The sequence below is a fragment of the Wolbachia endosymbiont (group A) of Andrena helvola genome, from assembly GCF_964028415.1.
GTDB classification, from domain to species: domain Bacteria; phylum Pseudomonadota; class Alphaproteobacteria; order Rickettsiales; family Anaplasmataceae; genus Wolbachia; species Wolbachia pipientis.
In genome coordinates this window covers 744,567-759,976 of record NZ_OZ034779.1, presented here as the reverse complement: position 1 = coordinate 759,976, position 15,410 = coordinate 744,567, and the positions used below count along the sequence as shown (strand labels likewise).

Genomic DNA, 15,410 nt, shown 5'->3' with positions numbered 1-15,410 from the left:
GTCATCCAAGTAGCTGACACTGGTTCCTTTATGACGGCAGTGCCCCTATGGTGTCATTCCAGTGTCCTGACTACTTGGATCTAGCAAGCTTGTAATAGTTCAGACTTGATCTGACAGGCGTGAATTAACTGACAGAAGAATTGACAAAGTCAAAACCAAAATCAGCATCCTGTTTAATGCTATCAATATTTTTCTGATAAGCAATATGCATACTATCAAAAAAGGTTTGCATAGGTGTCTTACCATAGCAATATTTACCTGAATGCGGTCGAGATCTATTGTAAGAATGCACCCAATGGTCTACATCTAGCTGAAGCTCTGCCAAAGAGGTGTAAATTTTCTTTCTGAAGATAATATTGTAGCATTCATCTTGCATAGTTCTGTGGAACCTTTCACAGATGCCATTAGTTTGTGGAGAACGAGCTTTGGTTCGAGAATGATCAATATTTTCTACCCCCAAATACAGCTGGTAAGCGTGATTTTCAGGTCTGCCACAGTACTCTGTACCACGATCCGTCAAAATGCGTAGCAATGATACTTTCTGTTCATCAAAAAACGGTATCACCCTATCATTGAGAAGGTCTGCAGCTGTAATAGCAGTCCTTTCTGTATAAAGCTTAGCAAAAGCAACTCTAGAGTAGGTATCAACAAAGGTTTGTTGGTAAATTCGTCCAATACCTTTGATATTACCCACATAATAGCTATCTTGGCTACCCAAGTATCCTGGATGTTCTGTTTCAATTTCTCCATGGGCCTCTTTTTCTTCCTTAGCCTTCTCTAGAGCTGTTATCTGCTCTTCTGTTAAGATAATGCCATCTTGAGCTACTTTTGCTTCTAATGCCTTTAACCTCTTTTTGAAATTCTCAAGATCGTTTCTTTGCCACACTGATCTTATTCCACTTGCAGAGATGAGAATTCCTCTCTTTTTCAGTTCGTTTGCTGCTCTTTCTTGTCCATACGCTGGAAATTCTATTGCTATTTCAATTACTGCTTTTTCTATATCCTCCGATACCCTATTTGCATATAATGGCTTGCTTTTGCTTATCTCGTGTAAAGCCTCTTCTCCTCCTTTTTCATACAGTTCTTTGAAGCGGTAAAATGTATCCCTTGAATATCCCATTACCTTACACGCCTGTGATACATTTCCTAATTGCTTTGCAAGTTCTAGCAATCCCAACTTTGGTTTTAGTATTTTTTCTTGTGTTGTACTCATATCTGACACTCCTTTAAAATTTATTCATATTTTTATCTTACTTTGTTCGCCTGTCAGATCAAGTCTGAACTATTACAAATTATGCATAGGATGTTGGTTGATAAAACAGAATTTTATTATCAATAAACATCAAAAGAGCATAGGACAATAATTTTATTGAAAATAAAGATAGCAATGCCGATGGAAGGGACAAGCAAGAACTTAGTTAGACTTCGTGGTAAGTATGTTGCCGTCCACTTCCGCCTAACAAGTATAATGCGGCTTGACAAATTTATTGTCATCTCAGACCGCGGAGAGAACCATATGCTACTTTTAACTTATGTAAAATTACCAAGGATTATGGAGAAGATATGCTGTTTTGATTTGTGTGAAAATTATTGTTGACTTATGTGCAATTAGAGAACCTAAGTCACTTTAGCTATAATTCAGAATTGAGAGCTTTTAATAACTCTCTAACTCCCACTTAGGTCTTGGTGCAAAATTAAGTGGATCTATATAATTTTTCTGTAACCTTTCAATTCCTGTCCATCCAACCATAATTGCATTGTCTGTACATAGGTCGTTAGGGGGAAAAAATATGTTTAAGTTTATGTGTTGTTTTAATTTTTCTCTCAAGAAATTATTTGCTGCAACTCCGCCGGTAATCACAAAGTCATTGATTTTGATATTTAAAGATTCGGCTATAATAATCGCATTACTAACCCTGTCCAGCAGTATGTCACTAATACACTCTTGAAACGAAGCACATACATCACACACATCTTGCTCGCTCATTTTCAGTTCTTGCACTAAGTTTTTTACTGCTGTTTTAATTCCAGAAAACGAAAAGTTACATCCAGAACGTTTTATCATTGCCCTTGGCAGTTTGAATCTTGTGCCATTGCCTTTTTTAGCCAACTTTTCAATTAATGGGCCTCCTGGGTAGCTTAAACCCAGCATCTTAGCAACTTTATCGAACGCTTCACCCAGCGAGTCATCAAGCGTTTCTCCAAGTTTAACGTATTTGCCTACATCCTGTGCAATTAAAAATTGACAGTGACCACCTGATATTAATAGGACTAAAAATGGAAATTTTACCTCATGCAGTAACCTAATAACCAATGCATGCGCTTCTAAGTGATTCACTGCAATGAACGGTTTTTGTGCTACATGCGCAATTGCTTTAGCCATCATTGTACCAACTATTAATCCACCTATGAGTCCTGGTCCTGATGTTGCTGCAATTGCATTGAGTTCACAAAAGTTAAGGTTAGATTTTTTTACAGCGCTTTTTATCAGGCCACTTAAATGTTCCATATGAGCACGTGAAGCTATCTCAGGAATCACCCCACCGCGTTTTTTGTGTTCTACTTGAGAAAGAATCTTGTGAGCAAGGACTTGCTTGTCACTATTTACAATCGCTACTGCAGTTTCGTCGCAGCTTGTTTCAACAGCTAAAATGGTTTTCATGTATATTTAGTTACTGTATTACCAAAACTATACTTTGAAACGCTGTAGAAGTTAACTGCAAAGTTAACTTCTATAGCTAAAAGATTTACCGACAACCGTCATTCCGCTACGTGTTAGCTGATGAGATACCGCGCACAACTGTACGAACATTCATTTGTAATAGTTCAGACTTGATCTGACAGGCGAACAAAGTAAGATAAAAATATGAATAAATTTTAAAGGAGTGTCAGATATGAGTACAACACAAGAAAAAATACTAAAACCAAAGTTGGGATTGCTAGAACTTGCAAAGCAATTAGGAAATGTATCACAGGCGTGTAAGGTAATGGGATATTCAAGGGATACATTTTACCGCTTCAAAGAACTGTATGAAAAAGGAGGAGAAGAGGCTTTACACGAGATAAGCAAAAGCAAGCCATTATATGCAAATAGGGTATCGGAGGATATAGAAAAAGCAGTAATTGAAATAGCAATAGAATTTCCAGCGTATGGACAAGAAAGAGCAGCAAACGAACTGAAAAAGAGAGGAATTCTCATCTCTGCAAGTGGAATAAGATCAGTGTGGCAAAGAAACGATCTTGAGAATTTCAAAAAGAGGTTAAAGGCATTAGAAGCAAAAGTAGCTCAAGATGGCATTATCTTAACAGAAGAGCAGATAACAGCTCTAGAGAAGGCTAAGGAAGAAAAAGAGGCCCATGGAGAAATTGAAACAGAACATCCAGGATACTTGGGTAGCCAAGATAGCTATTATGTGGGTAATATCAAAGGTATTGGACGAATTTACCAACAAACCTTTGTTGATACCTACTCTAGAGTTGCTTTTGCTAAGCTTTATACAGAAAGGACTGCTATTACAGCTGCAGACCTTCTCAATGATAGGGTGATACCGTTTTTTGATGAACAGAAAGTATCATTGCTACGCATTTTGACGGATCGTGGTACAGAGTACTGTGGCAGACCTGAAAATCACGCTTACCAGCTGTATTTGGGGGTAGAAAATATTGATCATTCTCGAACCAAAGCTCGTTCTCCACAAACTAATGGCATCTGTGAAAGGTTCCACAGAACTATGCAAGATGAATGCTACAATATTATCTTCAGAAAGAAAATTTACACCTCTTTGGCAGAGCTTCAGCTAGATGTAGACCATTGGGTGCATTCTTACAATAGATCTCGACCGCATTCAGGTAAATATTGCTATGGTAAGACACCTATGCAAACCTTTTTTGATAGTATGCATATTGCTTATCAGAAAAATATTGATAGCATTAAACAGGATGCTGATTTTGGTTTTGACTTTGTCAATTCTTCTGTCAGTTAATTCACGCCTGTCAGATCAAGTCTGAACTATTACATATTAACCCAAGCAAAAGTCCTTTCTACAACCCATCTTCTTGGCTGTACTTTAAACCCTTGTTCTCTTGTTGGTAGTAGCTCAGGTGGCGTATCTTTGTGCACCCAAAATCTACATGGAGGCCTTTTAACAATTTCAATATCTATGTCATATTCTTCCTTTATGTGATTCTTTAAATTTCTTCCTTGGTATCCCATGTCAGCCCACATTTTTTTAACTTTAGTATATTTTGTTCTCATATTGTTTAATGCTATTTTAATACCATCTCTATCATTTTCGTTAGCAGCGCCTACGTAACAACCTAGTATAAAACCCTGAGTGTCTGTAATTATATGCCTTTTTCTACCCTTTACTTTTTTACTTCCATCATAGCCTTTGATCCCCCCTTTTCTGTAGTCTTTACAGATTGACTATCTACTATACAGGCACTCGGCTGCTCATTCCTTCCTATTTTTCTTCTACTATATTTTGTAATTTCATAATTCATTTTCTCAAAAATTCCCTGCTTCTTCCATTGCCTGAACTGCTCATACACAGTCTTCCATAGCGGAAAATCATTTGGTAAATACCGCCATTGACACCCTGTACGCAATACATAGAAAATTGCTTCTAATATTTCTCTTTTGCTATACTTTGGCGGCCTTCCTCCTTTCTTGTATGATACTCTGAAGTGTTTTTCTATTCTTGCCCATTCCCTTTCGCTTAGATCTGTTGGATACTTTTTTCTCATCTTTACCCCGTACTAAAATTTCAGATATTATAGCCTTTTACTTGTTTCCGGACAACCTCTTAAACTATGTTCTCAATTTCTCAAAAAAATCCTTTAACAAAAAAGAGCATTCTGTTTCTAATATCCCACCATAAACTTCAGGTATATGGCTGCAAAATTGAAATATCTTAGCACCATTTTCAATTCCTCCACCTTTTGGATTATAAGCTCCAAAGTACAATCGTTTAATTCTGGCAAAGGAAATGGCTTGAGCACACATCGGACATGGTTCTAATGTTACGTACATATCAGCATCACAAAGCGTGGGAGTTGAAAATGCTTGTCTGATCGCTAACATCTCTGCATGTGCAGTTGGATCGCTGGATATATTGTGTGCAGAAGAAATGATATTGTCTCCACTCACTATTACAGCACCTATGGGCACCTCATCATTTTTTTGAGCGAGTTTGGCTTGCTCTATGGCAAGCTCCATATATTGATACTTAAACACTAGGCACTTATTTCTTATCAATTGTTGCTTTAACGAACGACACGAAAAGAGGATGAGGAGAAAACGGCTTTGATTGAAATTCTGGATGAAACTGCACACCAATAAACCACGGATGACTCTCTAACTCCACTGCCTCTATGCACGTTCCATCTTCTGATATGCCACTGCATAGCAGCCCATTTTTTTCCAAATCATCTTTATAATCTGAATTGATTATGTATCTATGCCTGTGTCTTTCTGAAATAGTAGTGTTACTATATGCATCCATCATTTTAGAGTTTGCATTTATATTACATTTGTATGCCCCAAGTCTCATGGTTCCACCAAGATCGTCATCTTGATCGCCAGCTAACTTAACGATTGGATGTTTACAGTTACGAAATTCTTCAGAGTGTACATCTTCAAGCTTAACAACATTACGAGCAAATTCAATAATTGCAAGCTGCATACCAAGGCAAATTCCGAAAAATGGGATATTATTTGTACGGGCATAATTTATTGCTAATATTTTACCCTCTACTCCGTCATCACCAAACCCCCCTGGAACAAGGATTGCATGAGAATTCTGTAATTTCTCTCCTATAAGTTTTTCATTTATAGGTTTTTCTTCCTTCTCTCTTGAGTTAACCCAATTTATCCTTACTTTGACTTTATTACTAATCGCACCATGATTTAATGCTTCAACTAGTGATTTATACGCATCAGGGAATTCGGTGTATTTTCCCACTATAGACACAGTAACTTCCTGTGTTGGGTGCCTTATGGAATGCACTATTTGATCCCATTCAGTCAAGCTTGGTCTTGGCTTACTTAAATGAAAGTGCTCCAAAATTTGCGTATCAAGCCCACATTGGCTATACAACACCGGTAACTCATATATATGACTCACATCAGGAGCAGGTATCACATTGGATAAAGAAACATTGCAAAGCTTAGCTATTTTCTCTCTTTGATTATCGAAAATTTCTTTCTCACTGCGGCATAATATAATATCTGGTTGTAACCCCGCGGAATTTAACTCTCGAACTGAATGCTGCGTTGGCTTTGTCTTTAATTCTTGCGCTGCGGTAAGATATGGTATTAAAGTTAAGTGAATAAGGATAACTCTTTGTTTTCCTAATGTGTAGTTAACTTGGCGTATAGCCTCCAAAAATGGTTGGCTTTCAATGTCACCTACAGTTCCACCTATTTCACATATTACAAAATCTAAACCTTCCGTACCATTAAAAATGAACGATTTGATCAAATCTGTTACATGAGGAATGACTTGCACAGTTTTGCCCAGATAATCACCACGCCTCTCTTTCTTCAATAACTCATGATATATCTTACCAGTTGTTATATTGTCATCTTTTGTTGCTTTAATTCCAGTAAAACGCTCATAATGCCCAAGATCCAAATCAGTTTCAGCACCATCTTCGGTAACAAATACCTCTCCGTGCTGAGTTGGGTTCATTGTCCCAGGATCAATGTTGAGATACGGGTCAAGTTTTCTGATACGGATCTTAAAACCGTGAGCTTGAAGAAGCGCACCAACACTCGAAGCAACTAAGCCTTTACCAAGCGATGACACAACTCCACCTGTGACAAAGATAAATTTAGCTTCCTTCATTAATTTTCAAATGGAACAGAAGTAGATTCACTTTCTTGCTTTTTTTCTAATATAATTTTTTCTGCGATCGATTTTTTATGTACGTCTTTTGAACATAATCCTGACAATAGCAATGTGTTTATAATAAACAATCCAGCAACAATAGCCGTTATTCTGCTGAGCGGGTTTTCAGAAGATTTCACCGGAATCATCGAATTGACCCCATGTTGTGTATTACTAAAACCACTTAACGAACTACTTCCAGGCGGCTGCAAGAGCACTAAAATTACTAACACAACAACCAATATTATTTGAAATATACTTAATACCGCTACTGACATTATAGATAGGGCTGAAAATAAAAATCTTAGCAGTACAAAGCACGTAAGTCAAGAACATCTGTCACCCAAGTAGTTTGAAATCTAAGTATGTATTTACTGCTTACCTTATTTTGATTAACATATGCATAAGACTTTGGGCTTAATATGTATCACATTTTAAAATACAAAGATTATGAACCAAAAATAGACGAAAGTGCTTTCATCGCAGGTGGTTCGCATATCATAGGCAAGGTTGAAATAGGAAGAGATGCAAGCATCTGGTTTAATTGTGTAATCAGAGGGGACGTTGGATCAATAAAAATAGGTAATGGAACAAATATTCAAGATGGAACGGTAATTCATGTGGATAGAAACCCAGGTGGTGACACAATTATTGGCAGCATGGTAACAGTGGGACATTTTTGTGTGTTGCACGCATGCACGGTGCATGATAAGGCGTTTATTGGTATGGGCTCTACCGTGATGGACCATGCAGTTGTGGAGTCTGAAGCTATGGTAGCTGCTGGCTCGCTAGTGACACATGGAAAAGTAATAAAAAGTGGAGAAATATGGGCTGGCAGGCCAGCAAAGTTCTTCAAAAAAATGTTGAATGAAGAAATTAAACATATTACACAATCAGCACAAAATTATATTATGCTAATGAAGGAATATAAAAACTGAAGTTCGCGTCAAGTGTTTTACTTGACACGTACATTTCGGCTTAACCCTTGTTACTTCTTTTTCCCATTCTCATTTACTTCTTGTGCTTTTGCCCCATCTACTTGAGTACTAGGTAATACTGCATATGTAATACCACCGGCTACGAGTGCAGATGCTACTGCTATACCAATCATTACTAACATCTCTAACTTAACTGTACGTTCAAGTGCAGTAAATGCTATCAGTTCAGCAGCAAGACCCATACCAACAGTAGCAGTGTACCGTGCTCCATTGCCTTGTTTTGGTTGCTCAGTTGTTTTGTTTTTAGCTTCTAGTTCTTTATTTTCCTTCTCTAACTGATGAACTCGAGCATTTCGAGCTTGTAAGTCTTTCTTTAGGCTTTCAACTTCAGCATTTGGTTGGTTTATTTTAGCTTCTAATTCTTTTATCTTATCCTCTTTATCTTTTAACTGAGCAGCATCTGGTCGGTTGCTTAACTGTGCTTCTAAATCTTTTATTTTCTCGTCTTTATCTTTTAACTGAGCAGCATTTGGTTGGTTATTTAACTGTGCTTCTAAATCTTTTATTTTATTTGTTAGTGTTGTTTTTTCACCCTCTAACTTCGTAACAGCAGCATCTGGTTGAGCTTTTAATGCTGTTATTTCATTCTCTTTCTCTGTTAACTTTTGCTGTAACGCCACAGCATCTAATGCTTCCAATTCTGTTATTTTAGCATTTTTCTCTTCTAACTGCTGCTGCAACGCTGTAGAATCTATTGCCTTTAGTTTTTCCACTTCAGCTTCTAAGTCTTGTTTTTCCTGCTGAGCTGTGTCCAATTGATCTTGTAATTCTTGTGTTTTAATTCTCAATTCCTCCTCAGCTTTCTTCTTTGCAGCTTCTAATTCTTCATTTTTCCCCTTTAACTGCTCTTCTGCAGCTTCCAATTCTGTTGTTTTAACATTTTTCTCTTCTAACAATTGTACTGTGGGATGGCAAGATAGGGCTTTTACCATAATCTCCTCTTTCCCATCGTTAAAGCCTAACAGATTTTTCATTTCTTCTAGGCGACTAAAATATTTGCCACCCTTTTTCCCAACGGATTTTACATTCATGATTGTATTATCTCCTAGTTCTTCTTGAGGATAAGAACCAGTAATATATAGTTGTTGATCATTTAGCGTACAGCCCACATAAAACTTGTCATCAATTATAGCACCACTCTTATCTACGTTTTTATACTTTTTAAATTCTTCATAATCATCTTTTTTTATAACAAGCACTATTTTATCATCGGCAACCTGTATTGTACCATTCTTTAAGCTTAGCATAACGAACCTCAATTATAATTTAACATTACATAATACCCTTAGAACCTAAGGTCAAGTAATATTTTTATCATAGCATAGAAAATTTATGTTCGTAAACAAAAAATTTTGGCGTAAAATTGCCGTAATTGTGCTATAGCTAAAGTAATTTAGGTTTACCGACCATCGTCATTCCGCTGCTTGTTAGCGGGATCTAGAGATACCGCGGCGGTATGACGTTGCTAGCTTAAGGTTTAAAATTGAGAAATATTTATGTTAAAAGAAAAATACGGCTTTAAAGAAGTTGAAGACAAATGCAACATATTGTGGGAAGGAAGTAAAGTTTATAAATGGAATGGTGAAAAGGATAACACTTTCACTATAGACACACCTCCGCCGACAATATCGGGAAAACTCCATATTGGCCATATATTTAGCTATTGCCACACGGACTTTATTGCAAGGTTTCAGCGCATGCTGGGAAAAGATGTGTTTTACCCAATTGGGTTTGATGATAATGGGCTTCCCACTGAAAGATTGGTTGAACAAACCTATAAAACCCGTGCAAAAGAAGTTGGCAGAGAAAAATTTATAGAGATGTGCCATGAGGTTATTGAAAAATCAAAGCAAGAATTCAAGGAACTATTTAAATCAGTCGGCATTAGTTATGACTGGGATTTGGAATATCACACGATCAGCAAGGAAACTGTGACGCTTTCACAGATGTCGTTTATTGATCTATATAATAAAGGGTATGCATATAGAAAAATGCAGCCCATCCTTTGGGACCCGGTTGATAAAACAGCAATTGCGCAAGCAGAAATAGAAGATAAAGTTTTTGAGTCATCCTTAAACACGATAGTTTTCTCTACTCAAGAAAATGAGCAGATCAACATTGCAACTACGCGGCCTGAGTTACTTCCCGCATGTGTTGCAGTTTTTTGTCATCCAGAGGATGCGCGCTACACTCATCTAATCGGAAAAACAGCCATAGTGCCAATAACAAAGGAAAAAATTCCAATCATAGCTGATGATAAGGTTAAAATAGATAAAGGCACTGGGCTTGTTATGTGCTGTACGTTTGGTGATGAACTCGACATATATTGGCAGCAAAAGCATAATCTACCGATGAAAATTATCATCGATCAGGATGGGAGGATGAACCTTCATTCAGTACATGGTCAGAAGGAAGAAACATGGATTCCAGTGTCAGCTACTCGGATGACAGACGATATACTAAATGAAATAAATGGATTGAAAGTTACAGCAGCAAGAAAGCGGATAATCGAAATCCTAACTGAAAAAGGACTTTTGGTAGAAAGCACTAACATTTCTCATTCTGTTAAGTGTGCAGAAAGATCTGGTGCACCACTTGAGATATTGCCTACTTATCAATGGTTTATCAAGACCTTAGAGCAAAAAGCTCAAGTATTAGATAAAGTAAAAGAATGCAATTGGTATCCAAGCAATATGCGTAAACGCATGGAAGTGTGGATAGAAGGGCTAAATTGGGACTGGTGCATTTCAAGGCAGCGCTATTTTGGTGTGCCATTTCCAGCATGGTATTCCAAACGTAAGGGAGAAGAAGGTAAAATTATTCTAGCTGAAATAAAGGCCCTACCTATTGATCCACTCAAAGATTTGCCAAAAGGGTATAGCAAAGAAGAGGTTATCCCAGATCAAGATGTAATGGATACCTGGGCCACAAGTTCAATTACTCCTCAACTGAGTGCACTGGCAGTAAACAGTGAGTTTAGCTTACCAAATCATCGCTATGATACGATATTTCCTGCAGATCTGCGCAGCCAGAGCCATGAGATAATAAGAACTTGGGCTTTTTATACTATTTTAAAGGCACATTATCATGCAAATTCTTTACCTTGGAAAAACATTATGATCAGCGGTTGGTGTTTAGCAGATGATAAGAAAAAGATGAGTAAATCAAAGGGTAACATCATCACTCCTCATGTAATACTTGAAACTTATGGAGCTGATGTAGTGCGCTATTGGGCAGCGAACTCAAGGCTTGGAGTTGATACAGTCTACTCTGAAAATATATTCAAAATTGGCAAGCGCCTAGTTACAAAACTTTGGAACGCTAGCAAGTTCGTTTCCATGTTCATGGAAAAGCATCAAGTGATGAGCATAAATTCTGCTCACGAGACAATGGATAAGTGGATATTGTCTAAGTTATACAAAGTTATAGAAAGAGCAACGAACAACCTATTACAATTTGAATACTGCGAAGCTTTGGGCGTAATAGAGGAATTTTTTTGGAAGGATTTTTGTGATAGTTACTTGGAGTTAGTAAAAAAACGTGCGTACGGAAGCAGTTTAAGTGCAAAACAAAGCTTGGCGTATGTACTGAATATTATTTTGCGGTTATTTGCACCTTTCTTGCCTTACATTACAGAAGAGATATACCACCAGTTGTATAGTTATAATTCTGTACACAATCAAAGTAATTGGCCGAGCAAAGAAGAACTTATCTACGATAAATATTCAGAGGAAATGGGAGATAATGTTATTCAGATATTAAACATTATCAGAAAGATGAAGGCAGATAATAATGTATCAGTTAAGCATCTGATAAAAAAGTTGATGATAAAAGCGAGCGTACAAGAGGATAAGTTGGATCAATCCGCACAGGATGATTTGCAGGCAGTGTGCAATGCGGAAACGATAGAGTGGATGCAGTCTGAGCTTGAAACTGAAGACAGAAAATACATAGTGAATATAGACTTATACTGATTTTTATAGCTTTACTTCCTTTAATATCCATGCTATTATAATCATTATTAGTGTGAAGGAATAATGAGGGATTTGTATAGTAAAACCAATGCACCATATCTTATAGCTGGTGCTGTTGCTACTTTGGTATTGCTTGCTCTGGGACACTTGCTGTTGCTCCTTATGTTGCATTCTTATCTCCAATTGCAGCCTTTAATGTAGCTCTTCCTGTTGCTTTGAGTTTATCTATACTATCTACTTTGATACTCGCACTTTCATGCAAGATGATTAGTAATAATAAGAAAATAGAGGTTGAGAAAAATAAATTTGCTGAGAAAGAGCAAGAGTTAGAAAGCGTAAAACAACAATCAGAGAGTAAGGCACAGCAAAAATTAGATGGTGCTATAAAAGAGTTAAGTGATAAGAATAGTGAAATTCAGGAATTAAAAAGTGAAATAGAGAATCTGGATAAGAAGATACAAGAGTTACGTATTCAAAATACAGAACCGAGTGCAAAAGTAGAAGATCAGTTAAAACATAGGGAGGAGATGCTTTCTTTTGAACACCAAGAGTTACGTGATGAAAATACAAGATTGAATGAAAGAGTGGATTCTTTAATAGAGGAATTATTTCAACCTCAAAGAGAAATAGATTCCTTAAAAAGGCAGTTAGATGAATTAAAAGATAAAGGAATTTTAGCTCCTTTATTAAAAGAAAGAATAACAGAATTGGAAACATGTTTAGAAAAGAGCAGGAAAAAAGCAGAAGAATTAGCAGTGCAGTTAAGAAAAGAAAAAGGTGAAACTTCTTGTTTACAATCTGAATTAGGGGATGTAGTAAAAAGAGAAAGACGATTGAAAGAAAAGTTAAGTGAAAAAGCGCAAGAAACGATCCAGCTAGCTGCAGATTTAGAACAAAAAGAAAAACTATGCAAGGAATTAGAAGAGGAAAAAACTGAAAATCTTGATAAGATCGGAAAGTTAAAAAAACTTTTGGATCAAGAAAGAAAAGGAAATGAAAAGTTGCGCGATAATAACAGTGAGTTGAAAAGTAGCGAAAAATATTTGGGTGACGAATGCAGTAAATTAAGAAGACATAAATCTGATTTGGAAAGAAAAGTTGAACGTCTGCAAGCAGTAATTGGGCAGGAAGACGAGCAAAGTCATTCCATTTCTTCAGATATAAGCAGTGAACATTTATCAGAACTTGAAGGAATAGGTGAAAATGAGTCTGTTAATAAACAGTTCCCGAAACCAAAACCACCTTATATATCCACTCCAATAAGATCGCCATGTAAAAAGCTGAATGATGCTTCATGTGATTCCGGATATTCCAGTGGATGCTTTACCTCGACCAATAGCTAACGCACATTTTGAGTACAGTTGTACACTGGATACATAAAACCTTAGCCATTTTTAGCTAGTAGACTGAAAATGGGAAGTTTGTTGTAGGTGCAGCACTATAATTCCTCCACAGATAAGAGAATTTTAATAAATATATACAAAACTGCTGAACGTGGGGGGAGGAGGGGAGTAATGAGCAATCTGCTTAGTGAGGCTAACACATTTTATTTTATAGCTAGTTCCTTAGCTACTCTTACGTTACTTACATCTTTAGCGCTTATTGTAACTTCTAATGTGCCTCTTCCTCTAATTCTTGCTTTAGCTACATTATCTGTTTTTGTGCTTGCACTTTCGTATAAAATAATTAGTAATAATAAAAAAATAGAAGTTGAGAGAAATAAATTCGCTCAGAAAGAGCAAGAGTTGGAAAATAAAATAACTCTAGGAAAGGAAGCTGAAGAAGCTGCAAACAAAGAAGTGAAGAATCAATTACATGAATTAACTAGAGAGAAGCAAAATTTAGACAAGAGAGCAAAAAAATTGAATCAGAAAGTAAATGAGTCAGAAGTTGAGAGAGAATCTCTTCTTGAAGAAAAAAAATCTTTAGAGAAAAAATTAGAAACAGCAAAGAATCGTACGTTTGAAATAGACAATGAATTGGACAAAACAAGAAAGGAAATAGGTAAGCTTAATGAGCAGGAAGAGAAATTAAAACTTGAAATCTCATGTTTGAAGAAACAGTTGGAAGAAAGAAGTAGATTTATTGCAAAGCTGAAGATGGAAGTGGATGATAATAAACATTTAGAGCTAGAGAATAAGGGGTTGAATGATAGAATAGAAACGTTACGTGAAGTACAAAAGGCACTACGTGAGAAAAAACATGAACTTAGTGAAAAAGTAGAGGCATTGAATAAGGAAAAAAATAAACTTTCTAAAGAAGTAGAGGAATTACGTGAAGAACAAGAAAGGCTGCATGCAAACTTAGATAAGCTACAATGTAAAATTAAAGAGGTCAACAAAGAAAAGAAAAATTTATCTAAAGAATTAAAAGAGAAATTTGAAGAGTTAGATGAAGCAAATGGTTTAATTAAAAATCAATCTTTTGAGTTAGATGGGATAAGAAAAGATTGTAATAATGAAGTAAAAAGTTTAAGAAATTCACTTTTAGAACGAGACAGTCAAATAGAAGATTTTTTGAAAGAGAAAGAAAAACAAGTGAATTTTGCGCAACTGTTGATAAGATGCGTAACAGACAATATAGAAGAACCAATAAGAAATAATGATGGAAAAGCAATATTAGATACGATTCAAATATTAAAGTCTGCGTTACAAGGAGAAATTGCACGGCTTTTGCCAGACGAAACGCCTTCTTCTTCGCTGGAAGATCTTGGATATGAATCATTATTTGTCAGTCGCTCATCCACCCCGACCAAGTTGCCAAATTCACTATTGACAGAATCTTATGAACGCAGTCAGTTCAATCAGAGTGAAAGTATTTGCAAAACACAACAATGAGTCTTATTATAAGATAAATCATGCAAGATAATGAACCCAATAATATGCGCACTGGATACACAAGACTTAAATAAGGCTATTTCTCTAGCTAATGCTCTGCGTGGTAAAGTTGGCATGGTAAAGCTGGGATTAGAATTTTTTGCTGCTCAAGGTCTTTCTGGAGTGCAAGAAGTTGCAAAATGCAATGTACCAATTTTTTTAGATCTGAAATTGCATGACATTCCAAACACTGTAGCCAAAACAGTTGAAGTAATAAAAGTTCTGAACGTTGAAATGTTAACTCTGCACATCAGCGGTGGGACAAAAATGCTTGAAGAAGCGCTAAGTGTAGTGCAAGGCACAAAAATAAAGCTGATTGGAGTGACAGTGCTAACTAGTATGAGCAATGAGGATTTAAACGAGCTTGGAGTAGCAAGAGAGGCAAAATCACAGGTAATTTTGCTTGCAAAGCTTGCAAAAAAGATTGGACTCCATGGAATAGTCTGTTCTGCACTAGAAGCTCAAGAAGTGCGCCGAGAGTGCGGTGAAGACTTTAAAATTATTACTCCAGGAATTCGTATAGATCCAGGTCATGACGACCAAAAAAGAACAGCAACACCAAAAGAAGCAATAAATTCAGGAGCTGATTATATCGTCATTGGCAGACCCATTACAAAAACTACAAGTAGTGCGGAGCTAATATTGAAATCCATGAAAGAATTTTAATATAAT

12 protein-coding genes and 1 pseudogene are annotated in these 15,410 nt (G+C 36.5%); 6 read left to right on the top strand and 7 right to left on the bottom strand.

The annotated features are described in order from the left end of the window. Positions 1–124: 124 nt before the first annotated feature. Together ABWU73_RS03970 and tsaD are read right to left on the bottom strand one after the other, a co-directional pair. On the bottom strand, positions 125–1,213 hold the full coding sequence (locus tag ABWU73_RS03970) for an IS481 family transposase (RefSeq protein ID WP_264329420.1): 1,089 nt from the start codon (positions 1,211–1,213) through the stop codon (positions 125–127). Positions 1,214–1,654: 441 nt separating this feature from the next. Beyond that, positions 1,655–2,662, bottom strand: a complete 1,008-nt coding sequence (gene tsaD, locus ABWU73_RS03965; protein WP_265017708.1) for a tRNA (adenosine(37)-N6)-threonylcarbamoyltransferase complex transferase subunit TsaD — start codon at positions 2,660–2,662, stop codon at positions 1,655–1,657. Positions 2,663–2,894: 232 nt separating this feature from the next. On the opposite strand from tsaD, the gene ABWU73_RS03960 reads away from it, so the two are divergent. Beyond that, a complete protein-coding gene (locus ABWU73_RS03960; protein WP_264329420.1) occupies positions 2,895–3,983 on the top strand; it encodes an IS481 family transposase in 1,089 nt (362 codons plus the stop codon). 35 nt (positions 3,984–4,018) lie between these two features. On the opposite strand, the pseudogene ABWU73_RS03955 reads toward ABWU73_RS03960, so the two are convergent. The 4 genes and pseudogenes from ABWU73_RS03955 to secG all read right to left on the bottom strand — a co-directional run. Next, positions 4,019–4,746: pseudogene (locus ABWU73_RS03955) on the bottom strand (IS5-like element ISWpi1 family transposase); the annotation flags it as partial. A gap of 64 nt (positions 4,747–4,810) precedes the next feature. Continuing rightward, positions 4,811–5,218 carry a nucleoside deaminase gene (locus ABWU73_RS03950; protein ID WP_209472967.1) on the bottom strand — a complete coding sequence of 136 codons (408 nt, stop codon included), beginning with the start codon at positions 5,216–5,218 and terminating at the stop codon, positions 4,811–4,813. Between the two features lie 25 nt (positions 5,219–5,243). After that, positions 5,244–6,848, bottom strand: coding sequence for a CTP synthase (locus ABWU73_RS03945; protein ID WP_264329685.1), 1,605 nt, complete (start codon positions 6,846–6,848; stop codon positions 5,244–5,246). Further along, positions 6,848–7,168, bottom strand: a complete 321-nt coding sequence (secG, locus tag ABWU73_RS03940; RefSeq protein WP_264329686.1) for a preprotein translocase subunit SecG — start codon at positions 7,166–7,168, stop codon at positions 6,848–6,850. The genes ABWU73_RS03945 and secG overlap by 1 nt, the downstream gene beginning before the upstream one ends. A 144-nt stretch (positions 7,169–7,312) precedes the next feature. On the opposite strand from secG, the gene ABWU73_RS03935 reads away from it, so the two are divergent. Further along, positions 7,313–7,828 (top strand): gamma carbonic anhydrase family protein, encoded by a 516-nt coding sequence (locus ABWU73_RS03935; protein ID WP_264329687.1) that lies wholly within the window; start codon positions 7,313–7,315, stop codon positions 7,826–7,828. A 50-nt stretch (positions 7,829–7,878) separates the two neighbouring features. Here ABWU73_RS03935 and ABWU73_RS03930 read toward each other — a convergent pair whose 3' ends face one another. Continuing rightward, positions 7,879–9,135: a hypothetical protein gene (locus tag ABWU73_RS03930; protein WP_341810302.1), complete on the bottom strand. Its 1,257-nt coding sequence runs from the start codon at positions 9,133–9,135 to the stop codon at positions 7,879–7,881. 249 nt (positions 9,136–9,384) lie between these two features. Between ABWU73_RS03930 and ABWU73_RS03925 the strand changes: the two genes are divergently transcribed. From ABWU73_RS03925 to pyrF, 4 genes are all read left to right on the top strand, one after another. Further along, positions 9,385–11,862 (top strand): valine--tRNA ligase, encoded by a 2,478-nt coding sequence (locus ABWU73_RS03925; protein ID WP_264329690.1) that lies wholly within the window; start codon positions 9,385–9,387, stop codon positions 11,860–11,862. 263 nt (positions 11,863–12,125) lie between these two features. Next, entirely contained in the window at positions 12,126–13,205 is a 1,080-nt protein-coding gene (locus ABWU73_RS03920) for a hypothetical protein (protein WP_265017711.1), read from the top strand. Positions 13,206–13,376: 171 nt separating this feature from the next. Next, positions 13,377–14,699, top strand: coding sequence for a hypothetical protein (locus tag ABWU73_RS03915; RefSeq protein WP_264329692.1), 1,323 nt, complete (start codon positions 13,377–13,379; stop codon positions 14,697–14,699). 30 nt (positions 14,700–14,729) lie between these two features. Next, positions 14,730–15,404, top strand: coding sequence for an orotidine-5'-phosphate decarboxylase (gene pyrF / locus ABWU73_RS03910; protein ID WP_006279404.1), 675 nt, complete (start codon positions 14,730–14,732; stop codon positions 15,402–15,404). Positions 15,405–15,410 lie beyond the last annotated feature (6 nt).